The sequence below is a fragment of the Mesorhizobium sp. LSJC280B00 genome, assembly GCF_000502835.1.
Taxonomy (GTDB): Bacteria; Pseudomonadota; Alphaproteobacteria; order Rhizobiales; family Rhizobiaceae; genus Mesorhizobium.
In genome coordinates this window covers 64488-86619 of sequence record NZ_AYVL01000021.1, presented here as the reverse complement: position 1 = coordinate 86619, position 22132 = coordinate 64488, and the positions used below count along the sequence as shown (strand labels likewise).

General features: G+C 62.1%; 26 protein-coding genes. 19 read left to right on the top strand and 7 right to left on the bottom strand.

Annotated elements, in window-relative coordinates:
* Positions 1–90 precede the first annotated feature (90 nt).
* The 3 genes from X773_RS64360 to X773_RS64350 are packed head-to-tail and all read left to right on the top strand — an operon-like array spanning position 91 to position 2380.
* Positions 91–879 carry an ATP-binding cassette domain-containing protein gene (locus tag X773_RS64360; RefSeq protein ID WP_031212311.1) on the top strand — a complete coding sequence of 263 codons (789 nt, stop codon included), beginning with the start codon at positions 91–93 and terminating at the stop codon, positions 877–879.
* Between the two features lie 11 nt (positions 880–890).
* The gene (locus tag X773_RS64355; protein WP_023678849.1) at positions 891–1751 is read left to right on the top strand and encodes an ABC transporter permease; all 861 of its coding nucleotides are present in this window, start codon (positions 891–893) and stop codon (positions 1749–1751) included.
* Positions 1751–2380 (top strand): hypothetical protein, encoded by a 630-nt coding sequence (locus tag X773_RS64350; RefSeq protein ID WP_023678848.1) that lies wholly within the window; start codon positions 1751–1753, stop codon positions 2378–2380. The genes X773_RS64355 and X773_RS64350 overlap by 1 nt, the downstream gene beginning before the upstream one ends.
* Positions 2381–2407: 27 nt before the next feature.
* On the opposite strand, the gene X773_RS64345 is transcribed toward X773_RS64350, so the two are convergent.
* The 4 genes from X773_RS64345 to X773_RS64330 form a co-directional block, all read right to left on the bottom strand.
* Positions 2408–2608 carry a hypothetical protein gene (locus X773_RS64345; RefSeq protein ID WP_023678847.1) on the bottom strand — a complete coding sequence of 67 codons (201 nt, stop codon included), beginning with the start codon at positions 2606–2608 and terminating at the stop codon, positions 2408–2410.
* A 295-nt stretch (positions 2609–2903) separates the two neighbouring features.
* Positions 2904–3719 carry an oxidoreductase gene (locus X773_RS64340; protein ID WP_023678846.1) on the bottom strand — a complete coding sequence of 272 codons (816 nt, stop codon included), beginning with the start codon at positions 3717–3719 and terminating at the stop codon, positions 2904–2906.
* A 66-nt stretch (positions 3720–3785) separates the two neighbouring features.
* Positions 3786–5090 (bottom strand): beta-ketoacyl-ACP synthase II, encoded by a 1305-nt coding sequence (gene fabF, locus X773_RS64335; protein ID WP_023678845.1) that lies wholly within the window; start codon positions 5088–5090, stop codon positions 3786–3788.
* 46 nt (positions 5091–5136) lie between these two features.
* Positions 5137–5715: a TetR/AcrR family transcriptional regulator gene (locus X773_RS64330; RefSeq protein WP_023678844.1), complete on the bottom strand. Its 579-nt coding sequence runs from the start codon at positions 5713–5715 to the stop codon at positions 5137–5139.
* Between the two features lie 79 nt (positions 5716–5794).
* Here X773_RS64330 and X773_RS64325 point away from each other — a divergent pair, with 79 nt between their 5' ends.
* Together X773_RS64325 and X773_RS64320 are read left to right on the top strand one after the other, a co-directional pair.
* On the top strand, positions 5795–6157 hold the full coding sequence (locus X773_RS64325) for a hypothetical protein (protein ID WP_023678843.1): 363 nt from the start codon (positions 5795–5797) through the stop codon (positions 6155–6157).
* 111 nt (positions 6158–6268) lie between these two features.
* A complete protein-coding gene (locus X773_RS64320; protein WP_023678842.1) occupies positions 6269–6727 on the top strand; it encodes a nuclear transport factor 2 family protein in 459 nt (152 codons plus the stop codon).
* Between the two features lie 203 nt (positions 6728–6930).
* Here X773_RS64320 and X773_RS64315 read toward each other — a convergent pair whose 3' ends face one another.
* A complete protein-coding gene (locus tag X773_RS64315; protein ID WP_023678841.1) occupies positions 6931–7890 on the bottom strand; it encodes a LysR family transcriptional regulator in 960 nt (319 codons plus the stop codon).
* 123 nt (positions 7891–8013) lie between these two features.
* Between X773_RS64315 and X773_RS64310 the strand changes: the two genes are divergently transcribed.
* From X773_RS64310 to gph, 10 genes are all read left to right on the top strand, one after another.
* Positions 8014–9060 carry a class 1 fructose-bisphosphatase gene (locus tag X773_RS64310; protein ID WP_023678840.1) on the top strand — a complete coding sequence of 349 codons (1047 nt, stop codon included), beginning with the start codon at positions 8014–8016 and terminating at the stop codon, positions 9058–9060.
* 5 nt (positions 9061–9065) lie between these two features.
* Entirely contained in the window at positions 9066–9938 is an 873-nt protein-coding gene (locus tag X773_RS64305) for a phosphoribulokinase (protein ID WP_023678839.1), read from the top strand.
* A 10-nt stretch (positions 9939–9948) separates the two neighbouring features.
* Positions 9949–11970 (top strand): transketolase, encoded by a 2022-nt coding sequence (tkt, locus tag X773_RS64300; protein ID WP_023678838.1) that lies wholly within the window; start codon positions 9949–9951, stop codon positions 11968–11970.
* A gap of 12 nt (positions 11971–11982) precedes the next feature.
* Positions 11983–13062: a class II fructose-bisphosphate aldolase gene (fba, locus tag X773_RS64295; protein WP_023678837.1), complete on the top strand. Its 1080-nt coding sequence runs from the start codon at positions 11983–11985 to the stop codon at positions 13060–13062.
* Between the two features lie 36 nt (positions 13063–13098).
* Positions 13099–14577 carry a ribulose-bisphosphate carboxylase large subunit gene (locus tag X773_RS64290; RefSeq protein WP_023678836.1) on the top strand — a complete coding sequence of 493 codons (1479 nt, stop codon included), beginning with the start codon at positions 13099–13101 and terminating at the stop codon, positions 14575–14577.
* Between the two features lie 18 nt (positions 14578–14595).
* Positions 14596–15030 carry a ribulose bisphosphate carboxylase small subunit gene (locus tag X773_RS64285; protein ID WP_023678835.1) on the top strand — a complete coding sequence of 145 codons (435 nt, stop codon included), beginning with the start codon at positions 14596–14598 and terminating at the stop codon, positions 15028–15030.
* 7 nt (positions 15031–15037) lie between these two features.
* Positions 15038–15976 (top strand): CbbX protein, encoded by a 939-nt coding sequence (cbbX, locus tag X773_RS64280; RefSeq protein ID WP_023678834.1) that lies wholly within the window; start codon positions 15038–15040, stop codon positions 15974–15976.
* 62 nt (positions 15977–16038) lie between these two features.
* Positions 16039–16725: a ribulose-phosphate 3-epimerase gene (gene rpe / locus X773_RS64275; protein ID WP_023678833.1), complete on the top strand. Its 687-nt coding sequence runs from the start codon at positions 16039–16041 to the stop codon at positions 16723–16725.
* A 21-nt stretch (positions 16726–16746) separates the two neighbouring features.
* Entirely contained in the window at positions 16747–17304 is a 558-nt protein-coding gene (locus X773_RS64270) for a thioredoxin family protein (RefSeq protein WP_023678832.1), read from the top strand.
* Entirely contained in the window at positions 17301–18002 is a 702-nt protein-coding gene (gene gph / locus X773_RS64265; RefSeq protein WP_023678831.1) for a phosphoglycolate phosphatase, read from the top strand. The genes X773_RS64270 and gph overlap by 4 nt, the downstream gene beginning before the upstream one ends.
* Before the next feature lie 190 nt (positions 18003–18192).
* Here gph and X773_RS0138705 read toward each other — a convergent pair whose 3' ends face one another.
* Positions 18193–18519, bottom strand: coding sequence for a cytochrome c family protein (locus tag X773_RS0138705; protein WP_051406193.1), 327 nt, complete (start codon positions 18517–18519; stop codon positions 18193–18195).
* A 386-nt stretch (positions 18520–18905) separates the two neighbouring features.
* On the opposite strand from X773_RS0138705, the gene X773_RS74950 reads away from it, so the two are divergent.
* From X773_RS74950 to X773_RS64250, 4 genes are read left to right on the top strand one after another with little or no spacing between them, the layout of a single operon-like run.
* Positions 18906–19115: a hypothetical protein gene (locus X773_RS74950; protein ID WP_023678830.1), complete on the top strand. Its 210-nt coding sequence runs from the start codon at positions 18906–18908 to the stop codon at positions 19113–19115.
* A 43-nt stretch (positions 19116–19158) separates the two neighbouring features.
* Positions 19159–20145 carry an ABC transporter substrate-binding protein gene (locus X773_RS64260; protein WP_023678829.1) on the top strand — a complete coding sequence of 329 codons (987 nt, stop codon included), beginning with the start codon at positions 19159–19161 and terminating at the stop codon, positions 20143–20145.
* Complete coding sequence (locus X773_RS64255; protein ID WP_023678828.1) at positions 20142–20939, top strand: ABC transporter permease; 798 nt, start codon at positions 20142–20144, stop codon at positions 20937–20939. The genes X773_RS64260 and X773_RS64255 overlap by 4 nt, the downstream gene beginning before the upstream one ends.
* Positions 20908–21648 (top strand): ATP-binding cassette domain-containing protein, encoded by a 741-nt coding sequence (locus X773_RS64250; protein WP_023678827.1) that lies wholly within the window; start codon positions 20908–20910, stop codon positions 21646–21648. Before X773_RS64255 ends, X773_RS64250 begins: the two co-directional genes overlap by 32 nt.
* A 102-nt stretch (positions 21649–21750) precedes the next feature.
* On the opposite strand, the gene X773_RS64245 is transcribed toward X773_RS64250, so the two are convergent.
* Positions 21751–22104: a hypothetical protein gene (locus tag X773_RS64245; protein WP_023678826.1), complete on the bottom strand. Its 354-nt coding sequence runs from the start codon at positions 22102–22104 to the stop codon at positions 21751–21753.
* Between the last annotated feature and the right edge of the window lie 28 nt (positions 22105–22132).

The window sequence follows — 22132 nt, the reverse complement described above, 5'->3', positions numbered from 1 at the left end:
AATGATCAGGGAGGCCGACGTGATGACTATTTGCCGCGGGGATGTTGCAAGTGCACTAGATGACCAGCGCGCCCCGAAGGAGCCAGCGGCATGCAGCATGTGAGGACAAGCGGAGCTGGAGAGGAGGTGGCAGCGCTCGATGTTGCCGGCATCAGCCATTCCTATGGTCCGAAGCGAGCGCTCCAGGACGTCTCATTCTCGATCGCGCCGGGAACTTTCACCGTTCTGCTCGGCCTCAATGGGGCCGGCAAGACAACTTTGTTCTCACTGATCAGCCATCTTTACGGCACCCGCCGCGGATCGATCCGCATCTTCGGCCATGACGTCAGCCGCGCTTCGGGCGAAGCGCTCAGGCGTGTCGGCATCGTATTCCAGGCACGCACGCTCGACCTCGACCTCAGCGTCCACCAGAACCTCTCCTACCACGCCTCGCTGCATGGCATTGGCGGACACCAAGCCCGGCAGCGCATTGCCGCGCTGCTCGATACAGTCAACATGCAGGGCCGTCAGCATGACAAGGCACGCAGTCTTTCCGGCGGCCAAATGCGGCGCATCGAGATCGCGCGGGCGCTGCTCCACCGCCCTTCCCTGCTGCTGCTCGACGAGGCGACGGTCGGTCTCGACATCCAGTCGCGTGCGGGCATTTTGGCCACCATCCGCAAACTCGTCGAAACCGAGGGCATCGGTGTGCTGTGGGCGACGCATCTGATCGATGAGGTCGAAGACGGCGACCATGTCGTCGTGCTGCGGCAGGGCGACCTGGTTGCCAAGGGTAAGGTGGCCGATGTCGTTGCGACGAGCGGTGCCAGTTCGATCCGCGACGCCTTTTCCAGGCTCAACCGCATCGAAACAAGCGGCATCGCGGAGATGTCGCCATGAGCGCTCCCGCAATGCCCCCAAAAGTCGCCGCCCTCACGCCGGTGAAGTTCGAACAGTTTGGGCTCCACCACTACCTCGTTTGCCTCAAAGGGATCGTCGTGCGGGAGTGCCTGCGCTTCCTGCATCAGCGCGAGCGCTTTATATCCTCGCTGGTTCGGCCGCTCGTCTGGCTGTTCATTTTTGCCGCCGGATTCCGGCAGGTGCTCGGCGTATCGATCATCCCGCCCTACAAGACCTACGTGCTCTACGAGGTCTACATCACGCCGGGCCTGTGCGGCATGATTCTGCTGTTTTCGGGCATGCAGTCTTCGCTGTCGATGGTCTATGATCGCGAAATGGGCAACATGCGCACCCTGCTGGTCAGCCCCTTCCCGCGTTGGTTTTTACTGATCTCGAAGATGCTCGCCGGTGTTGCCGTGTCGATCGCGCAGGTTTACGCGTTCCTGATCGTTGCCTGGTTCTGGGGCGTCAAGGCGCCGCCGCTTGGCTATCTCACCGTGCTGCCGGCGCTGTTCCTGTCAGGCATGATGCTGTGCGCGCTCGGCATGCTTCTGTCCTCAATGATCAAGCAGCTCGAAAACTTCGCTGGCATCATGAACTTCGTCATCTTTCCCGGTTATTTCGCTTCTCCGGCACTCTATCCCTTGTGGCGTATCCAGGAGGCTAGCCCCCTGCTCTACAAAATCTGCCTCGCCAATCCATTTACTTACGCCGTCGAACTGATCCGCTTCGCCTTCTACGGCCAGGTTGACTGGCTGTCGCTGGGCGTCGTTGCCGGCTGCACGCTGCTGTTCCTTGCCGCCGCCATCATCGCCTACGACCCTTCGCGCGGCCTGATGACCCGCAAACAGGACACGGGAGGAAATGCCTGATGGCGCGAATGATCCATGTTCGCGGTCTGGCTCTGGTCGCCATGCTCACGCCGGGCGTCAACGCCATGGCAGCCAACCCCGATCCAGACTGGCCCTGCATGCAGCGCAAGGTGCCGCAACTCTCGCTCGGCCAGATCTGGAGCGGACTGGACCTTCCTTCAGCCGCGAAGGACTGGTCGAAGGACCCCACCATCTCCGCCCTGATCGAGGAAGTGGCAGCTCGCCGGATGCCGATTGCGGAAGCTCAAAAGAAGATCAGGGATTTCGCGGCCTCCTTGCCGGCCGAGCAACTTGCACCCAAAATGGCGATGATGGTGCAAGGCATGTTCGACCACCTGGACGCCGAGCGCTCGCAGGTGATCTCCGGCATTTCCCGCTACGCCCACAAGCAGCTCGAAATGGCCGCCGCGTTGCGCAAGGAAGCGTCCGATGTCGATGCATTGCGGGCAAAGCCGGATGCAGATCCCGAAGAGATCGATCGGCGAACCGAACAGCTGAAATTCGCAACGCGAATTTTCAATGAACGCGTCCAATCACTGACCTACGTCTGTGAAGTGCCGACGATAATCGAGCAGCGGCTTTATCAATTGTCCAAGGCCGTCTCGGAAACGCTCGCCGCGAAGAAATAGAACCTCATTCGATCTTCGCGGCGGATATCACGATCCACGGCCGGGCAGCACGCGCCAGCGCTGAACGAAATAACCGGGATGCGTCTCGATCCACTGGGCTACCAGCGATTGCGCCTGCATGAAGGCGGTCCCGGGATTCATCGCCAGGCCGTCCACCATCTGTTCGCGTTGTTCACAGGTCTGCGGCACATCCGTCAGGCAGACCATCATAACGAGCGTGTAAAGCATTACCCCTTGTCCCCATCGATTCCCGAACCCCATGCCCGGGAGTTTCCGTGATACCGACCAGTCTGCAGGGATCGCACATACGGATCACTTACGGGTGTGAAAGGAACGTGGCCCCCGCTCTTTCGCGCCGCAATATAACATGGCGCTAATCTAACGCCAACGACCGCAGGGCTCGGTCGCGGACGCGCGCGCATCGAAGATGCGCGTCCGGCTGTGCCAGTGCCAAAAAATGTGAACTCCTGGAACGCGCTCTCGCATGGGCTCGACCGAAACAGGAATATCATTGTTGTCGACCTCAGACCGGCAGTCCGTTCTGCTTTCGCAGGCTCTTGTCGAAAGCGGATGCGGGGACGAAACGGCGCAGGAAACTGACCTGGCGCGCCATTTTTCCAGCCGCATAGCGCCCCTTCGGAGCGGGATCGGTCGCAGCCACCAAAACGGTCCTGGCCACCACTTCCGGCGCATCGCCTTTTTCCATCGCTTTCCGCACAGCTGCATTCATGCCGGCGCGCGCAGAGTCATAGATGTCAAGCAACTGATCCGGCCTGGCGAGATTTTCTTCAAATGAGGTGCGGGTATAGGCGGGCTCCACCAACACGACGCGAATTCCGAAAGTACGCAGTTCGTGGTCGAGCGATTCGGAATAGCCCTCAACGGCATGCTTGGTCGACGAATAAAGCGCGAAATAGGGAGCTGGAATGAACCCCTGCACCGAGCTCAAATTGACGATTCTGCCCTTGCCTTGGCGGCGCATTGTCGGCAACACCGCTTTGGTTACTCGCATAACGCCAAAGACGTTCACGTCAAACAACGACTTGGCCTGGGCCATCGAGGACTCCTCCGCGCCACCAAGCAGGCCAACGCCGGCATTGTTGACAAGCAGGTCGATGCGCCCGGTCTCGGCCAGCACGTCCTGGACAAGTTTCGCCACGGAAGTGTCATCGGTTACGTCACAGGCCAGCATGGTAACGCCATCGGATCGGTCGACGACCGCGCGACGGCTGGTTCCGAACACGCGAAAGCCCGCGTTCTGCAGGGCTTTGGCCGTTGTGTGCCCGATACCGCTGGATGCCCCCGTCACCAGGGCGACGCCTAGATTGGTCTTGTTCATGGAGGTCACTTCTTTCTTCGTTTTGGATTGGCGTGGGAGAAGCACGACAGGTCGGAGCGAAAGGCGTCAATCATGAGCGCCTCCGGTACTCGCGCCGGCCAGATCATCCGTCCAGCGCCGGAACAGCGCGCTGGCATTAACGCCTCCGAAGCCGAAGCCATTGGAGATTGCATAGCCCATCGCCATCGGCCGGGCCCGGTTTGCGACGAAGTCGATCCCGTCGCCGGCCGGATCGGGAGCGCTCAGATTGAGGGTCGGCGGTGCCATCTGATCCCTGAGCGCCAGGATTGCGAAGATTGCTCCGAGCCCGCCGGCGGCTCCGAGCAGGTGTCCGGTCGCCGATTTCGTTGCACTGACAGCTATCGCGAAATCGCGCCCGAACACGCTCTTGATCGCTTCGATCTCACCCAGGTCGCCCACCGGCGTGGAGGTCGCATGGGCATTGAGATGACGAACCTCGCGGGGCGAAATCCCTGCTTGGGCGATTGCGATCTCCATGGCCCGGCGCGCACCGTCGCCGTCCTCGGGACCGGAGGTGACGTGATGAGCATCCGCCGTCGTGCCGTAGCCGACAAGCTCGGCCAGCGGTCTTGCGCCGCGCGCCAGCGCGTGGCTCAATTCCTCGATGACCAGCATGCCGGCTCCTTCGCCCATGACGAAGCCGTCCCGCGACTTGTCGAACGGTCGGGAGGCCTCATCAGGACGGTGATTAAAGGACGTCGAAAGAGAGCGTGCCGCCGCAAACCCACCGAGGCTGACAAGATTCATGCATGCTTCCGTCCCGCCGCACACGGCAATATCGGCCTCGTTGGCGCGGATTAGGCGAGCCGCATCGCCGATCGCCTGAATGCCGGCCGCGCACGCCGTTACGGGTGCACCGAGCGGACCTTTGAAGCCATAGCGGATCGAGACGTGGCCTGCCGCGAGGTTCACCAGGAAGGACGGCACCGTAAAAGGTGATAGACGGCGGACGCCGCGCCGGTCGACCGTGCGCACCGCCTCGGTTATGGCCGGGAACCCGCCGACGCCCGAGGCGATGATCGTGGCCGTGCGCAAGCGATCCGCTTCCGAGACGGGGGCCCATCTTGCTTGGGCGAGCGCCTCTTGTGCCGCGGCCAGCGCAAAGAGAATGAACCGGTCTCCCTTGCGCTGATCCTTCGGCGGAAGGATGGCTTCCGGATCGAAACCAGCGTCCGGATCTTCTTCTGTGGAGGGCACCACCCCGCCGACCTTCGCCGGCAGGTCGCACACCACATCATCCGCAAGCCTCCGGATGCCCGAGCGGCCGGCCAGGAGACGCGACCAGGACGTTTCAACATCGGCAGCAAGGGGCGTAACCGCTCCCATGCCCGTAACAACAATCCGTCGCATCTATTTTCCTGTCAGTTCGGGCGCGCCGCAGGCGCCGCGACGCCGTTCAAGCGCCGGCTGATTCACGAACCTGATTGGCCGCCGCATCCAGAAAGGCCTGCGCGAGGTCAGGATCGTTGATGACGCGCGATAACATCAGCGCACCGACCATCGTCGAGAGAATGGCCATGGCCCTGCCATCGAACTCCCCGTCACTGGTCTCAGCAATGAAACGGCCGAGGATCTCGAGATGCTCCTTGATCCCGGCTTCGAACGGCGCTTTCACGTCCTTGCCCTGTCTGGCGGCATCCGAGCCGAGCGCCACGATCGGGCAGCCGTCCATCTTTTCTCCGCGATGGTCCATACTGAGGTAGAACGCGATCACCGCGCCAAGCGGATCATCAGGGTTTGCCGCAGTCGCGGCCGACCATCGACGGGTGGCGCTCTCCATCGCCCGCCTGGACGCCTGCGCCGCCAGGTCGTCCTTGGATGCGAACTGCTTGTAAAACGCGCCTTGGGTCAGTCCGGCACCCTTCATCAGATCCTTAAGGCCGATACCATCAAAGCCGCGCTCCCGAAAAAGGCGGCTTGCCACGTTGATTACGGTTTCTCGGTTTTCCGCTGCCTGAGTACGACTTACGCGCATTGTTGACCTCTTTTTTAGATTGCTTTCGTAATCTATAGCCTATATAGAGTTCGAACGCAATCTAAAAAGGAGATACGAAATGATCCGCAAAACCTTGAGCGCATCGCTCCTGGCTGCGCTGTTTCTTGCGGCCCCGGCTTTTGCCGAGGAAGCCACCATCGGACGCCCGATCGAGGGCGGCAGCCTGCACGAGGGACACCTTGACATGGTGGTCTACTACGTCCCGGTCGACGGCGGCCTCCTGGAGGTCACCGCCACCTTCGCGCCGAAGACCGGGGGCGATCCGCTGCGCGTCGTCATGGGCCTCGCCGACGACGACTCCGTGGCATTTTCCATGCCGGGCCACCAGGACTCGCTCTACGCGTTCTCAAGGTCCGGGGATGAGGTGACGGTCTCGACCGAGACTGACATGCATCTGCGAGCCGACGCGACAATACGCTGAGCCGAAGTTCAGACCGCAGCCGGCGTGCTGCTGGCCGTGGGCTCTCGCGTCCGCTCGGCTCGCCACACGGTGCCTCGATCACGCCATCGAATAAGTTTGGGGAGAGGTCAAATGCTATACAGTTATTTTGTCGAGAAATCGATCCGAGAGAGCTTCGACCACGTCAACAACCATCGCTGGGATGAGGCGGTGAAGGCACTCGCGCTGCATGTCCATCACCGCGTTTCCGGCGCCCACGCGCTTGGTGGTGAGCGCCACGACAAAGAAGCCATGCGCCGCTGGTTTGAGCGCCTCGGCCGCGTCCTGCCCAATCTCCATCTCACGGTCAACCACATCTGGGTGAAGGGCTGGCCGTGGCATACTACCGTGTTTGCCCAGTGGGACGGCACCGCAACGCTGCTCAATGGCGACGCGTCGTACGTCAACCGTGGTCTCCACGTGTTCACCCTGCAGTGGGGCAGAGTCTATGCACTTGAGGAATTTTACGATTCACAAGCAGCGGCCGGCGGTCTTGCCGCCCAAGCGGCAGCTGGCCTCGAAGAAGCTGTCGCCGAACCAATTGTAGGCTAGCAGACGCTCAGTCAAAGCCCACCCGTTCCGTGAACGCGGGGGCGCTACCCCGTGGCCCAGCACTTGGAGGGCGGTCGCCTCGGCTCCGCAAATGCGTGCCACCAGCGATGCCTCGGCTCGTGAACATCGGTCAGGAGGTCACAGCCGATCAGCCGCTGATACACACCATCGTTTGTCTGAAGCGTTTGCCTGGACCGCGCGCCCTAACTCGCGCGACCTCTACTGTTCAGTTCCTCGTGCGGATAGAGCTTGCCGAACAGTGGCAGGTACATCGCGCCCTTGCGCATCAGGAAATCGTGGAAGGTCGCCATCGCCGGCGAGATCGCGTGATCGCTGCGCATCACCGAAAACCATTGCCGGCGGATCGGCATGCCGACGACGTCGAGGATGACCAGCCGGCCAGCCTCGATTTCCGCGGCGATGGTGTGGGCAGAGATGAAGGCGATGCCGAGCCCGGCCATCACCGCCTGTTTGATCGTCTCGTTCGAGCCCATCTCGACGCCGAGATCGTCGATGCGGCCAGGCACGTCGCTCAAAAATATTTCCAGCGAGATGCGCGTGCCGGAGCCGGGCTCGCGAATGAGGAAATGCTCCTCGGCGATCCGCTCCTTGGAAATGTCGCGTGCCGACGCCAGCGGGTGGTCGGGCGGTGCGATGATGACCAGCGGGTGATCGCCGAAGACCGAAGCACGCACCGGGACTTCCTTCGCCGGGCGTCCCATCAGCGCGATATCGATGTCGTGGTTCTTCAGATTGTCGATCGTCTCGGCGCGATTACCAATGGCAAGCCGCATGTCGATGTCGGGATGTTCCTTCATGAAGGCGGCCATCAGCCGCGGCGCGAAATATTTGGCCGTGGAAACGACGCCGAGCCGCAAGCTGCCGGCGCGCACGCCCTTGATCGCATCCATCTTGTCTTCGAGCAGACGAAGCCGCTCCTCGATGGCCTGTGCCGTCTCGACGAAGGCCAGACCTGCGGCAGTGGGACGCATGCCGTCCGACGTCCGGTCGAACAAGGCCAGTTGGAACTCCTCCTCCACCTGCCGCAACTGGATCGTTACCGCTGGAGGAGACAGGCCTAACACCTTGGCCGCGCTGACGATTTTTCCGTGGCTGATGATTGCCTGAACGGTCTTGAACTGCTTGAGCGTGAGGTTTCTCATAGGGCATACTAAAATTTTTTTATTGCCTGAGTAAAGTTATTGAATTTTACTTATCCAACGTCGTTTGTTCTCCTTTCCCAATCCGGCCGACCCGAGGAGAGGCGGCTGGATCGGGAGGTTACGATGCCAGCGGCAACGCTCGACGCTTTTCTGAACTCCTATCTTGGCGAGCCGGACGAACTGCGCTCCGCCGTCGTAGCGACCATCCGTCAGCTGACGCAGGCGGCCACCACGATCCGCAACACCATCAATCAAGGGGTGCTCGGCACGGCCTTTGCCGGAGCCCGCGGCGCCAATGCTGACGGCGACATCCAGAAGGATCTCGATGTCTTCGCCGATGACATCTTCCTCGACGCCATGCGCCGCGCTCCGGTCGCGCTCTACGCTTCCGAGGAACTGGAGCAGCCGGTGCTGCTCGACAGGCAAGCGCCTCTTGCCATCGCCATCGACCCGCTCGACGGCTCATCCAACATCGACACCAACGTGTCGATCGGAACGGTCTTCTCGCTCCTCCCTGCAATTGGTGCGCCGGATGGGAATCCGGCCGCCTCGTTTTTGCAGGCAGGCGTGAACCAGCTGGGCGCCGGTTTCTTCATCTACGGCCCGCAGCTGGCGCTGGTTCTGTCGCTCGGCAGCGGTACGCATGTCTTCGTTCTCTCGACCAGGCTCGGCACCTTCGTCCAGGCCTATGAGAGCCGGGTCATCCCCCAGCGTACCCAGGAATTCGCCATCAACGCCGCCAACTACCGGCACTGGGACGAGGCGGTGAGGCTCTACATCGACGACTGCCTCGAAGGTACCGAAGGCCCACGTGAGAAGGACTTCAACATGCGCTGGATCGCCTCCCTGGTCGCGGACTGTTACCGCATATTGATGCGCGGCGGCGTATTCCTGTATCCAGGCGACAAGCGCAAGGGCTACAGGCAGGGGCGACTTCGCCTCGTCTATGAGGCAAACCCGATCGCTTATCTCGTCGAACAGGCGGGCGGTGCCGCCACCGATACGATCACCCGCATCCTCGAAATCGAACCCGAGAGCCTGCACCAGCGCGTGCCCATGGTTTTCGGATCGGCGCGGGAAGTCGCGCGCATCACCCGCTACCACACCGAGCCGAGCGCCATCGGCGAGCGCGCGCCGCTGTTCAGCCGCCGCGGCCTTTTCAGGGCCTGAAGACCATGTCGGCAAAGCACCCCATCATTACCATCACCGGGTCGTCGGGCGCAGGCACCACCTCTGTCAAGCGCATCTTCGAACTGATCTTCCGGCGCGAGAACATCGGGGCCGCCTTCATCGAAGGCGATGCTTTCCATCGCTACGACCGCGCCACGATGAAGGCGAAGGTGGCCGAGGAGGAAAAGGCGGGCAATCCGAACTTCACCCACTTCCACGCCGAGGCCAATGAACTGGCAATCCTCGAAGAGGTATTCGAGGAATATGGCCGCCGGGGAACCGGAAAGACCCGCACATACATCCATGACGAGGATGAGGAGAAGCAGTACGGCACGCCGCCGGGACATTTCACCGAATGGCGCGAATTTCCGCCGAGCGACCTGCTCTTCTACGAGGGGCTGCATGGCTGCGTCGTCACCGACAAGATCAACCTGGCGAGGCACGCGGATCTCAAGATCGGCGTGGTGCCGGTCATAAATCTCGAATGGATCCAGAAGATCCATCGCGACCGCGCAACGCGCGGCTATTCCACGGAGGCAGTGATGGACGTGATCCTGCGCCGCATGCCGGACTATGTCCGCTACATCGTCCCGCAGTTTTCGCAGACCGCCATCAACTTCCAGCGCGTGCCGATCGTCGACACGTCCAATCCATTCATCGCGCGCTGGATTCCGACGCCCGACGAATCGATGCTGGTCATCCGCTTCGCCAATCCCCGCGGCATCGATTTCCCCTACCTGCTTTCGATGATCCACGACTCGTTCATGTCGCGGCCGAATTCCATAGTGGTGCCCGGCAACAAGCTCGACCTTGCCATGCAGCTGATCCTGACGCCGCTCATCCTGCAATTGATCGAACGCAAGAACCGTGTGTCGTGAGGAGGACGCCATGAACAGCCAGGCAGCAGCACTGAAGCCCGTCGCCGCCGTCTCGGAGCGCGACATGGCCAACGCCATTCGCGCACTGGCGATGGACAGCGTCCAAAAGGCCAATTCCGGTCATCCGGGCATGCCGATGGGCATGGCCGATGTCGCAACGGTGCTGTTCAGCCGCTTCATCAATATCGATCCGTCGGCCCCCAACTGGCCCGATCGTGACCGCTTCGTGCTGTCGGCCGGGCACGGCTCGATGCTGCAGTATGCGCTGCATTACCTGCTAGGCTTTGAAGACATGCCGATCGAGGAATTGCAGCGGTTTCGCCAGCTGGGCAGCCGCACCGCCGGACATCCGGAATATGGCCATGCGCTTGGCATCGAGACGACGACCGGCCCGCTTGGACAAGGCATTTCGACCGCCGTCGGCATGGCGCTGGCGGAGCGCATGCTTGCTGCCCGCCACGGCGCCGATCTCGTCGACCATTTCACCTACGCGATCGCCGGCGACGGCTGCCTGCAGGAAGGCATCAGCCACGAGGCGATCGATCTTGCCGGTCACCTGAAGCTCTCCCGGCTGATCGTCTTTTGGGACGACAATGCGATCTCGATCGACGGGCCCACTTCCCTGTCGACATCGATGGACCAGCCGGCGCGGTTCAAAGCCGCTGGATGGCATGTCCAGTCGGTGAACGGCCACGACACCGAAACCGTTGCGGCGGCAATCGAAGCGGCGCAGCAATCGGACCAGCCGTCTCTGATCGCCTGCCGCACGGTGATCGGCAAGGGAGCGCCCAATCTGGGCGGTTCGGAAAAGACGCATGGCGCGCCGCTGGGCGATGCGGAGATCGCCGCGACGCGCGAAAACATCGGCTGGGCCTTCGCGCCGTTCGAGGTGCCGGACGATATCCTTTTCGCCTGGCGCGAGATTGCCGGCCGCGGTCAAGCGGCACGCCGCGCCTGGGAGCAGCGGCTTGCCGCCTCACCACGGCGGCAGGCCTTCGAGAGCGCGGTCGCCGGCGCCCTGCCCGACGCGGTCTTCGAAGCACTCGGCGCTTTCCGCAAGGAGCATGTCGGGAAGGCGACCAAGGTTGCAACGCGAAAAGCCTCGGAAATGGCACTCGCTGCGATCAATGGCGCAACCGAACTGACCGTCGGCGGCTCCGCCGATCTGACGCATTCGAACCTGACGATCACCAAGGGTATGAACCGCATCGCGCCGGGCGACTACGCCGGCCGCTACATCCACTATGGAATCCGCGAGCACGGCATGGCCGCAGCCATGAACGGCATCGCACTGCATGGCGGCTTCGTGCCTTATGGCGGCACGTTCCTGTGCTTCGCCGACTATGCGCGCGGCGCGATGCGGCTCTCGGCGCTCATGGGCCAGCGCGTCATCTATGTGATGACGCATGATTCCATTGGTCTCGGCGAGGACGGCCCGACCCACCAGCCGGTCGAGCACCTGGCGATGCTGCGGGCGACGCCAAACCTCAACGTCTTCCGCCCGGCCGACATCATCGAAACGGCGGAGTGCTGGGAACTGGCGCTGAGAAGCGAGAAGCGGCCGAGCGTGCTGGTGCTCTCGCGCCAGAACCTGCCGATGCTGCGCCAAGCACCTAGCGGCGAGCCACACAGCGACGAGAACCGGTCGAGCCGGGGCGCCTACATCCTGCGCGAGCCAGCCGGGCACCGCGCGGTGACGCTGATCGCCACCGGCTCGGAGGTCGAAATCGCGGTTGCCGCCGCCGAACGGCTGGAGTCCGAGCACGGCGTCGCCGCGGCGGTTGTCTCGATGCCGTGCTGGGAGCTTTTCGAGGAGCAGGACGCCGGCACCCGCAAGGCCGTCCTCGGCTCGGCGCCCCGCATTGCCATCGAAGCCGCAGCACGGCTCGGCTGGGACCGCTGGATCGGCGACACCGGCACTTTCGTCGGCATGGCCGGTTTCGGCGCCAGCGCCCCTGCCCCGGATCTCTACCGGCATTTCGACATCACGCCCGAAGCCGTCGCGGCAGCGGCGCTGAAGCTCATCATCTAGGAGAAACCGACAATGGCCCGCATCACCCTTCGCCAGCTTCTCGACCATGCCGCCGAGCACGGCTACGGGGTGCCGGCATTCAACATCAACAACATGGAACAGGGCCTCGCCATCATGGAGGCCGCCAGGGCCTGCGATGCGCCGGTTATCATCCAGGCCTCACGCGGCGCCCGTTCCTATGCCAATGACATCATGCTGGCCAAAATGATGGAGGCGTTGACCGAAATCCATCCGGCCATTCCGCTCTGCATCCATCAGGATCATGGCAACAACGAAGCCACCTGCCTGTCGGCGATCCGCCACGGCTTCACCTCGGTGATGATGGACGGATCGCTGATGGCGGATGCCAAGACGCCGGCGAGCTACGACTACAACGTCGCCATCACCGAACGTGTCGCACGCATGGCGCATTGGGTCGGCGCTTCGGTCGAAGGCGAGCTCGGCGTGCTCGGCTCGCTGGAGACCGGCCAGGGCGAGGCCGAGGACGGGCACGGCGCCGAAGGGGCGCTTTCCCATGACCAGCTTTTGACCGATCCCGACCAGGCGGTCGACTTCGTGACCGCCACCCGGGTCGACGCGCTGGCGATCGCCTGCGGTACCTCACACGGTGCCTATAAATTCAGCCGCAAGCCTGACGGCGGCATCCTGGCCATGCAGGTGATCGAGGCGATCCACGAAAAGCTGCCCAACACGCATCTGGTCATGCACGGGTCTTCCTCCGTGCCGCAGGAACTGCAGGACATCATCAACAACTATGGCGGCGAGATGCCCCAGACCTTTGGCGTCCCGGTCGAGGAAATCGAGCGCGGCATCCGCTACGGCGTGCGCAAGGTCAACATCGACACCGATTGCCGAATGGCCATGGCCGGGCAGTTCCGCCGCGTTGCGACGGAGGACCCGCGCGAATTCGATCCGCGTAAATTCCTGAAACCCGCCATGGACGCCCTGCGCGACCTGTGCCGCGATCGCTTCGAACGCTTCGGCACCGCAGGCCACGCGTCGAAGATCAGGGTGATCGCCATGGATGAGATGGCGAAACGTTACGCCGCAGGAAAGCTCGACCCCCAAATCGCAACCGCGAAAGCCGCCTGAGCGGCAAACAGGAGACCTGCCATGAACAAGATCGACATGCCCTCAGCAGGCACGCTCAAGGAAGGCAAGGAACGCTACAGGTCGGGCGTCATCCCCTACAAGAAGATGGGCTACTGGGAGCCGGACTACCGGCCCAAGGAGACCGACCTGATCGCCATGTTTCGGATCACGCCGCAGCCCGGCGTCGACCACGAGGAGGCAGCCGCCGCCATCGCCGGTGAATCCTCTACCGCGACATGGACCGTGGTGTGGACCGACAGGCTGACCGCCTGCGAGCTCTACCGCGCCAAGGCATTCAAATCCGAGCCGGTGCCGAACACAGGTCCAGGCACCAGGATCGAGCAGCAGTACTTCGCCTATATCGCCTACGACCTCGACCTGTTCGAGCCCGGCTCCATCGCCAACCTGACTGCATCGATCATCGGCAACGTGTTCGGCTTCAAGGCCGTCAAGGCCTTGCGGCTCGAGGACATGCGCATTCCGGTGGCTTACCTCAAGACCTTCCAGGGCCCGGCGACCGGCATCGTGGTGGAACGCGAGCGGCTCGACAAGTTCGGCCGGCCGCTGCTCGGCGCGACGACGAAGCCGAAGCTTGGCCTGTCCGGCCGCAACTATGGCCGCGTCGTCTACGAGGCGCTGAAGGGTGGCCTCGACTTCGTCAAGGACGACGAGAACATCAACTCACAGCCCTTCATGCATTGGCGCGACCGTTTCCTCTACTGCATGGAGGCAGTGAACAAGGCGTCGGCTGCCACCGGCGAAGTCAAGGGCCATTATCTCAACGTCACCGCCGGCACGATGGAGGACATGTACGAGCGCGCCGAATTTGCAAAACAGCTTGGCTCCTGCATCGTCATGATCGACCTCGTCATTGGCTACACGGCGATCCAGTCGATGGCCAAGTGGGCACGCCGCAACGACATGATCCTGCACCTCCACCGGGCCGGCAACTCGACCTATTCGCGCCAGAAGAACCACGGCATGAATTTTCGCGTCATCTGCAAATGGATGCGGATGGCCGGCGTCGATCACATCCATGCCGGCACGGTGGTCGGCAAGCTGGAAGGCGACCCGCTTATGATCAAGGGGTTTTATGACACGCTGCGCGAGGAGCGCACGCCGCAGAACCTCGAAACCGGGCTGTTCTTCGATCAGGACTGGGCCTCGCTCAACAAGGTGATGCCCGTCGCCTCCGGTGGCATCCATGCCGGCCAGATGCACCAGTTGATCCATTATCTCGGCGAGGACGTCATCCTGCAGTTCGGCGGCGGCACGATCGGCCATCCGGACGGCATCCAGGCCGGCGCGACGGCCAATCGCGTCGCGTTGGAGGCGATGATCCTCGCCCGCAACGAGGGCCGCGACTATCTGCGCGAAGGGACCAAAATCCTCGAACAGGCGGCCAGATGGTGCACGCCGCTCAAGGCGGCCCTGGAGACGTGGAAGGACGTCACCTTCAACTACGAATCGACCGACACGGCCGACTTTGTACCAACCGCAACGCCGAGCTTCTAGACGAAAGGAACCGTCGCCATGATGACCAATCCCGGAAACAAGGTCACGCAGGGACAGTTTTCGTTCCTGCCCGAGCTAACCGATGAGCAGATTTCAGCGCAGATCAAATACGCACTGAAAAACCACTGGGCGGTCAGCGTCGAGTACACGGACGATCCACATCCGCGAAACACCTATTGGGAAATGTACGGCAACCCGATGTTCGACCTGAGGGACCCGGCGGGCATCCTGCTTGAAGTCAACAATTGCCGGAAAGCTATGCCCAACATGTATGTCCGGGTCACCGCCTTCGATTCGACCAAGGGCTGGGAAGCACCGCGCATGTCATTCATCGTCAACCGGCCACCCAATGAACCCGGGTTCCGGCTGCTGCGCCAAGAGCGTGACGGCCGCAGTCAGGGCTATTCGATCGTGCCTTATGCGACCGACAGGCCCGAAGGCGAACGGAGCTAGGCGAACCATGCTGGACGCGATAGCAAAGAGCGCTGCCGCGCAGGGCGAATCGGTTGATCTACAGGCCGAGTTCGAGGCGTCCAACATCGACGAGGTGATGGACAAGCTCGACCGCGAACTCGTCGGCCTGAAGCCCATCAAGAACCGCATCCGCGAGATCGCTGCGCTGCTCCTGGTCGACCGGCTTCGCCGCAAGTTCGGGCTGATCTCTGGCGCACCGACGCTGCACATGAACTTTACGGGAAATCCCGGTACCGGAAAGACCACCGTGGCGCTCAGAATGGCCGAAATCCTGCATCGTCTTGGCTATGTACGCGAAGGGCACATGGTCGCGGTGACGCGCGACGATCTCGTCGGCCAGTATGTGGGCCACACCGCGCCCAAAACCCGCGAAGTGATCAAGCGCGCCATGGGCGGGGTGCTTTTCATCGACGAGGCCTACTATCTCTACAAGCCCGAGAACGAACGCGACTACGGCCAGGAATCGATCGAAATCCTGCTGCAATGCATGGAAAACAACCGTGACGATCTGGTTGTGATCCTTGCCGGCTACAAGGACAAGATGGACCGCTTCTTCGACAGCAATCCCGGCATGCGCTCGCGCATCGCCCATCACCTCGATTTTCCGGACTACGGCGTCAGCGAACTCAAATCAATCGCCGAGATCATGCTGGCGGAACAGAATTACCGTCTCAGCGAAGCGGCGGCCAAGGCGCTCGAAGAGTATCTCCCGATCCGCATGCGGCTGCCGCATTTCTCCAACGCCCGCTCCGTTCGCAATAGCCTCGACCGGGCGCGGCTTCGCCAGGCCAGCCGGCTTTTCGCATCGCGCGACCGGGCGTTGACGAAAATCGATCTTATCACCATTGAGGAATCCGATATTCGCGGCAGCCGCGTGTTCGCGGAAGGTAAGCTCGAAGGCGAACCGGAGACGAAGGCGCGCTGACAAGATGACGGCGGTTGGTGTGCAGCGACCGGAAACGGACGACAGAATGGGAGCCGACGACCATGGATACCAAGACAATCATCGCGCCCTCGGTGCTTTCCGCGGACTTCTCGCGGCTCGGCGACGAGGTCGAAGCGGTCGTCCGGGCGGGTGCCGATTGGATCCATCTCGATGTGATGGATGGCCATTTCGTGCCCAACATCACCTTCGGTCCGCCGGTGGTCAAGGCGATCCGTAATCGAACGGACAAGGTCTTCGACTGCCACCTGATGATCGCGCCGGCCGACGCCTATCTCGGCGCCTTCGCCGATGCCGGCTGCGACATCATTACGGTGCATGCCGAGGCCGGACCGCATCTCGACCGTTCGCTGCAGGCAATCAGAAATCTCGGCAAGAAGGCCGGCGTGTCGCTGAACCCGTCAACGCCGGAAAGCGTCATCGAATATGTACTTGACCGGCTCGATCTGGTGCTTCTGATGACGGTCAATCCGGGCTTCGGCGGCCAGGCCTTCATTGCGGCGGTCGTCGATAAGGTCAGGCGGGTCAAGGCGCTGGTCGGCCATCGTCCGATCGACATAGAGATCGACGGCGGCGTCACGCCCGAAACCGCTCCGCTTGTCACCGCGGCCGGTGCCAGTGTGCTGGTCGCCGGCTCGGCCATCTTTAAGGGCGGCACCGAGGCGGCCTATCGCGCCAATATCGGCACCATCAGGCAGGCGGCCGACGGGGCGATCCGGAAAGCGGCGTAAACCATTTCATCGGAGGAAATCTTGGCGGCAATCCCACCTGTCTGCGATTTCGGCTGGCGAGCCATCGACGCCGTTTTGCCCGGCGTCGACGGCACATCGCATTCGATCTTAAGCCACGCCGGCCCGAACGGGCTGGTGGTGGCTTTCATCTGCAATCACTGCCCCTATGTGAAGGCGGTGATTTCACGCATGGTGCGCGACGCCAATGACCTCAAGGCTGAAGGCATCGGCTTTGTCGCGATCAACTCCAACGATAGCGACGCCTATCCAGATGATTCCTTCGACAATATGAAGCTCTTTGCCAGGACGAACGGCTTCACTTTCCCCTATCTCCATGACGAGCACCAGACGGTGGCGCGTGCCTACGGAGCCGTTTGCACCCCGGATTTCTTCGGGCTCAACAGCGAGTTGACGCTGCAATATCGCGGCCGGCTGGACGCGTCGCGACGCGACGCCGAATTGCTCGGGCTGAGGCGCGACCTGTTCGAGGCGATGAAGCAGGTTGCCCGAACCGGCGACGGACCGCTTGACCAGATCGCTTCGATCGGCTGTTCGATCAAGTGGAAGGATGCTGCATGAACGTCGGCGCAGGCAGGCCGTTTCGCTCGCCCAAGGCGATCCTGTTCGATCTCGACGGCACACTGGTCGATTCGGCGCCTGATATAGCGGCCGCCGTCAACGAATTGCTGGCCGGCCGCGATCTGCCGCCGCTGCGGCTGGATCAGGTCAAGACCATGATCGGCGGCGGCATCAGGAAACTGGTCGAGCGCGCCTTCGCGGCTTCCGGCACGCCGCTCCTCGGCAGCGCGCTCGATGAGGCCAACCGCGTCATGGCGCCGATCTATCGCAGGCATCTGACCGGCCGCACGAGGCTGATGCCTGGCGTCAGGGAGGTTCTCACGCACTTGCATTTGAGCGGAATAGCCATGGCCGTGGTGACCAACAAGCCGCAGCTGGCGGCTCGCGAAATCCTGCTGCATTTTCGGCTGACGGAATATCTCGGCGCGATCGTCGGCGGAGACGCGGTGACATACTTGAAACCGGCGCCAGACGCGCTGTTGCTGGCGCTCGACCTGCTTCAGGTCGAACCTCGTGACACGCTGATGGTCGGAGACAGCAGCGCCGACGTGGCCGCCGCCCGCGCCGCCGGCATGGCCGTCATTCTGCTGCGTGGCGGATACAGCCAAATTCCCGTTGAAGAGCTTGGCGCCGACCTCGTTTGCGACAGCCTGTTCGATCTGCCTTCCGCGATGCAGAGGCTGCAAGACGCTGCGTGACCCCCAAGCGCAGCCCGGCCAACGCCGGCCGAGCGCGGTCCAACGGCCGGCGATACCGCGTTATTTGGAGAATTGCTTCAGATAAGCAATGACGTTGGCGATGTCCTCGTCCTTCTTGAGGCCGACAAACGCCATCTTGGTTCCTTTGACCATCGCCTTGGGATCGCGAAGGTAGGTCGTCAGCGTGGCCTCATNGGCCGACAAACGCCATCTTGGTTCCTTTGACCATCGCCTTGGGATCGCGAAGGTAGGTCGTCAGCGTGGCCTCATCCCATTTGACGCCGGACTTGCCGGCCTCGGTCATGGCCTTGGAATAGCTGAACCCCGGATGCGTCCCGGCCGTTCGGCCGATAACGCCGTTCAAGGACGGACCGACCTTGTTCTGGTCCTTGTCTGCGACGTGGCAGACCTTGCATTTGGCAAACACCTTCTCACCCGCCGCGGCATCCTGTGCCTGAGACTGGGTAGTGACAAAGGTGGCGACGGACACGGCGGCGAAAAATGCGACTGCGCGCATGGCATTTCCTCATTGATCGTGTGAGTGCCCGGGACACTTTACGCGTGTCGATGCCTTGATCGCCGGCATTCGTTTTAAAGCGGGAGTGCGAACTATTCGTCCTTCCTCCCCGGACTGGCAGCACCTGCACGCCTCGAAAAGCTAGACCGCCGATGAAGGAAGTCAATCGTACAAAGGTCCTGTTTCGTTTCCCGACTGCGCGACGGGAAGTGTGTAGCGACACGCGGTCCACATCGTAGCGACACGCGGTCCATATCATTGACGCCTGTTGGCCGAACGCGTAGCCTCACTCCAACCGGTTTGCTGTTTGGGCACCTTCAGGAATCCGCGCAACTCCAAAGCACGAACTCTGGAGAGTTCGCCGCGCAGGCGACGATAAGTGCCAAATGGACATGGTCGATCTCATATTAACGGTGTGCCTTAGCGCCAACCCGGGCAATTGCCGAGATGAACATCTCTATTTCGAGAGCCGCGGCTCTCTGTTCCAATGCATGTTCCTGGCGCCCGCCGAGATCGCAAAATGGTCTCAGGAACATCCGAGTCTCAAGGTCGTGCGCTGGAAATGTGCCGTTCCGAGCAAGGAACGAGCGATTTGATCGGCATTCCTGGTTCGTCGACGACCCTGAAAGAGGAGACGCCATGATGATTTCGCGGCGCACGACGCTGCGCTTGGCGGCTCTGGGAGCCATTCTCGCCTCAAAGCCGGTTGCCGTCTTTGCGGCCGCTAAGGTCCGAATTGGTGTCCTGAAGTTCGGCACCGTGAGCTGGGAACTCGATACGTTGAAACGCCACAAGCTCGACGAGGCCAACAGGATCGATCTGGAAATTGTCTACTTCGCCGGGGAGGATGCGACCAACGTCGCGCTGCTGGCCGGCGCGATCGACATGATCGTGACCGACTGGCTGTGGGTCTCGCGCCAGCGCTCCGAGGGCGGCGACCTTACATTGGCCCCTTATTCGACCGCCGTGGGGGCAATCATGGTGAAGGAGGAATCGCCGATCCGGACGCTCGCCGACCTCAAGGAAAAGAACATCGGTGTCGCCGGCGGCCCGCTCGACAAGAGCTGGCTACTGGTCCAGGCGCTGGCCAGACGCGATCACGGCCTCGACCTGCCGACAGCCTGTGACGTCGTCTTTGGCGCGCCGCCGCTGATTTCTGAAAAGGCGGTGCAAGGCGAACTCGATGCCGTGCTCAATTTCTGGCATTTCTGCGCCCGGCTCGAGGCCAATGGCTTTCGTCGGTTGATCGGCGCGGATGACGCGACGAAGGCGCTTGGTGCCTCGGGCCCCGTGTCGGCACTCGGCTACGTCTTCCACGACCAATGGGCTAGCGACAATCCGGATGCCGCCCGGGGCTTCGTCAAGGCATCCAAGCAGGCCAAGGACTTGCTGGCCAAATCCGATGATGAATGGCTGCGCCTGGCGCCGCTCATTCGAGCAGAAGGCAAGGAGCTGGAAAAACTGCGCGACCGCTATCGCCAGGGCATCCCAAGACGGCCGGTCGCCGAAGAAGCGGTCGATGCGGGCAAACTCTATCACGTGCTGGCCGCGATAGGCGGCGTGAAGCTGGTTGGCAGGGCGCCCGAGATGGCGCCCGGCACGTTCTGGCCGGAACTCGCGAAATGACCGCAAAGGAAGACAAGTCGGGTCGATCCGGCTTTGCGACGCCGCTGACGCCAGCGCTGACGGTAACGGTTTCCCTGATTGGACTTTGCCTGCTGTGGGGCCTCGCGGCTCATCTGTGGCAAAGCCGTGCTTTCCCCCCACCAGGGCAGGTCTGGCAGGTCCTGCTCAGGGAAGCGGCGAGCGGTGACCTTTTTTATCATCTTGGCGCGACGCTCGGACGAGTTGCTGCGGCGTACGTCGTCGCAATGATTATCGGCTCGGTCATCGGCGTCATCCTCGGCAGCTACCGCGGTGCGGACCGGTTCTTCAGTCCGTGGCTGGTCCTGTTTCTCAACATTCCCGCGCTGGTGGTCATCGTGCTCGCCTATATCTGGTTCGGCCTCAACGAGGCGGCGGCGATTGGCGCAGTTGCCGTGAACAAGATCCCGAATGTCGTGGTGACGATGCGCGAAGGCGCCAGGGCGTTTGATCCGCGTTATGCCGAAATGGCCGCCGTCTACCGCTTCGCCCCACTCGAGCGCATCCGCCATGTCCTGCTGCCGCAACTGCAGCCCTATTTTGCCGCGGCCTCGCGGTCCGGCATCGCCCTCATATGGAAGATCGTCCTGGTGGTCGAACTGCTCGGCCGCTCCAATGGCGTCGGTTTCCAGATCTATCTTTATTTCCAGCTCTTCGACGTCGCCGCCATTCTCGCGTACACGCTGGCTTTCGTGGCGGTGATGCTTGTCATCGAACTCCTCCTGGTGCAGCCCATTGAACGACATGCAACCCGTTGGCGCCGCCGTCCCGCTTAGGGTCGACATCGCCGAAAAGACCTTCAGGTCCGCGCAAGGCGTGTCGATCACGGCGCTACAGGGTCTGTCCTTCGAGGTCCGGCCGGGCGAATTCGCTTGCCTGTTTGGGCCGTCGGGCTGCGGCAAGACCACGACGTTGCGCATCCTGCTTGGACTGGACAAAGACTTTTCCGGCTCTTTCCAACTGCCGCAAGGCGGCTCGAACCGCATCGCCGCCGTGTTCCAGGAGCCTACTTTGCTGCCATGGCGCACGGTGGAGCAGAATGTCAGGCTGGCGCTGCCGAAAAGCCTAAGAGCGAAGAGTCTCGACGAGCTGTTTGACACTCTCGGCCTCGCCGGCATGCGCTCGCTCTATCCGGCGGAGCTTTCGCTCGGCCTTGCGCGCAGGGCAGCGCTTGCCAGGGCCTTCGCCACCGAATCGGCGGTACTTTTCCTGGACGAACCCTTTGCCTCCCTCGACGAACAGACCGCCGAGCGGCTTCGGCAATTGCTTTTGACCGTCTGGTCAGCGCGGCCTACGACCGCCTTGATGGTAACGCACAATCTGCGCGAGGCACTGATGCTGTCGGACCGCATCATCGTGCTTGCGCAGCGCCCAGCCCACGTGCTCGGCATGTTCGACGTAAGACTGCCGCGACAACATCGCAATCCACAGGTGATGAGCGACCTTTTGCGGTCATTCCAGCAAAAATTTCCGGGTGTGGCCTGATCGCCTTACGGCTCGGACACGGATTGCAAGGTATTTCGCAGCCAATAGCCAATAGAAACGGCGAGACTGTGAGGCACCGCCACGCGCGCCTGTTTCGCCTGATTAAAAGCAACGTACGTCGGCTTCAGCCTGCGCGCGTTTCAGTTCCGTGCGCGCCGCCTTCGCTGGCGCGCTTTCGCGAAACAACCCTGCGGCCTCCCCTGTCGTCAGCGACATGCTTTTGAAGGTCTCCGCCCTCTCATAGTGATCGTAAGGAAGGATCGAGGCGATAACATCGATCGAGCAGGAACAGCTTTCAAGCGCCTGACGTGTCTGGCCATTTGTTTGCATGCAGCCGAGCACGTAGTCGGCAATCGTTGCCGTCGGGTAGTCTCCCGCGGCGTTGGCCAAGTTCGCAAAAGCCAGCGTCGCCGCAAAGGCCACCGGCAAGGTGAGAGATCCAACAGACCTTATCATGAGGAACCTCCAGTTGGCCTGGACACCA

Bases quoted from the DNA above. Each gene is read 5' to 3' on its own strand.
- X773_RS64355 (WP_023678849.1), top strand. From the start codon at position 891: ATGCCCCCAAAAGTCGCCGCCCTCACGCCGGTGAAGTTCGAACAGTTT.
- X773_RS74950 (WP_023678830.1), top strand. From the start codon at position 18,906: ATGGACATGGTCGATCTCATATTAACGGTGTGCCTTAGCGCCAACCCG.
- X773_RS64250 (WP_023678827.1), top strand. From the start codon at position 20,908: ATGCAACCCGTTGGCGCCGCCGTCCCGCTTAGGGTCGACATCGCCGAA.
- tkt (WP_023678838.1), top strand. From the start codon at position 9,949: ATGAACAGCCAGGCAGCAGCACTGAAGCCCGTCGCCGCCGTCTCGGAG.
- X773_RS64360 (WP_031212311.1), top strand. From the start codon at position 91: ATGCAGCATGTGAGGACAAGCGGAGCTGGAGAGGAGGTGGCAGCGCTC.
- X773_RS64305 (WP_023678839.1), top strand. From the start codon at position 9,066: ATGTCGGCAAAGCACCCCATCATTACCATCACCGGGTCGTCGGGCGCA.
- fabF (WP_023678845.1), bottom strand. From the start codon at position 5,090: ATGCGACGGATTGTTGTTACGGGCATGGGAGCGGTTACGCCCCTTGCT.
- X773_RS64345 (WP_023678847.1), bottom strand. From the start codon at position 2,608: ATGCTTTACACGCTCGTTATGATGGTCTGCCTGACGGATGTGCCGCAG.
- X773_RS64260 (WP_023678829.1), top strand. From the start codon at position 19,159: ATGATGATTTCGCGGCGCACGACGCTGCGCTTGGCGGCTCTGGGAGCC.
- X773_RS64255 (WP_023678828.1), top strand. From the start codon at position 20,142: ATGACCGCAAAGGAAGACAAGTCGGGTCGATCCGGCTTTGCGACGCCG.
- X773_RS64245 (WP_023678826.1), bottom strand. From the start codon at position 22,104: ATGATAAGGTCTGTTGGATCTCTCACCTTGCCGGTGGCCTTTGCGGCG.
- fba (WP_023678837.1), top strand. From the start codon at position 11,983: ATGGCCCGCATCACCCTTCGCCAGCTTCTCGACCATGCCGCCGAGCAC.
- X773_RS64310 (WP_023678840.1), top strand. From the start codon at position 8,014: ATGCCAGCGGCAACGCTCGACGCTTTTCTGAACTCCTATCTTGGCGAG.
- X773_RS64290 (WP_023678836.1), top strand. From the start codon at position 13,099: ATGCCCTCAGCAGGCACGCTCAAGGAAGGCAAGGAACGCTACAGGTCG.
- X773_RS64320 (WP_023678842.1), top strand. From the start codon at position 6,269: ATGCTATACAGTTATTTTGTCGAGAAATCGATCCGAGAGAGCTTCGAC.
- X773_RS64330 (WP_023678844.1), bottom strand. From the start codon at position 5,715: ATGCGCGTAAGTCGTACTCAGGCAGCGGAAAACCGAGAAACCGTAATC.
- rpe (WP_023678833.1), top strand. From the start codon at position 16,039: ATGGATACCAAGACAATCATCGCGCCCTCGGTGCTTTCCGCGGACTTC.
- X773_RS64325 (WP_023678843.1), top strand. From the start codon at position 5,795: ATGATCCGCAAAACCTTGAGCGCATCGCTCCTGGCTGCGCTGTTTCTT.
- X773_RS64285 (WP_023678835.1), top strand. From the start codon at position 14,596: ATGATGACCAATCCCGGAAACAAGGTCACGCAGGGACAGTTTTCGTTC.
- gph (WP_023678831.1), top strand. From the start codon at position 17,301: ATGAACGTCGGCGCAGGCAGGCCGTTTCGCTCGCCCAAGGCGATCCTG.
- X773_RS64340 (WP_023678846.1), bottom strand. From the start codon at position 3,719: ATGAACAAGACCAATCTAGGCGTCGCCCTGGTGACGGGGGCATCCAGC.
- cbbX (WP_023678834.1), top strand. From the start codon at position 15,038: ATGCTGGACGCGATAGCAAAGAGCGCTGCCGCGCAGGGCGAATCGGTT.
- X773_RS64315 (WP_023678841.1), bottom strand. From the start codon at position 7,890: ATGAGAAACCTCACGCTCAAGCAGTTCAAGACCGTTCAGGCAATCATC.
- X773_RS64350 (WP_023678848.1), top strand. From the start codon at position 1,751: ATGGCGCGAATGATCCATGTTCGCGGTCTGGCTCTGGTCGCCATGCTC.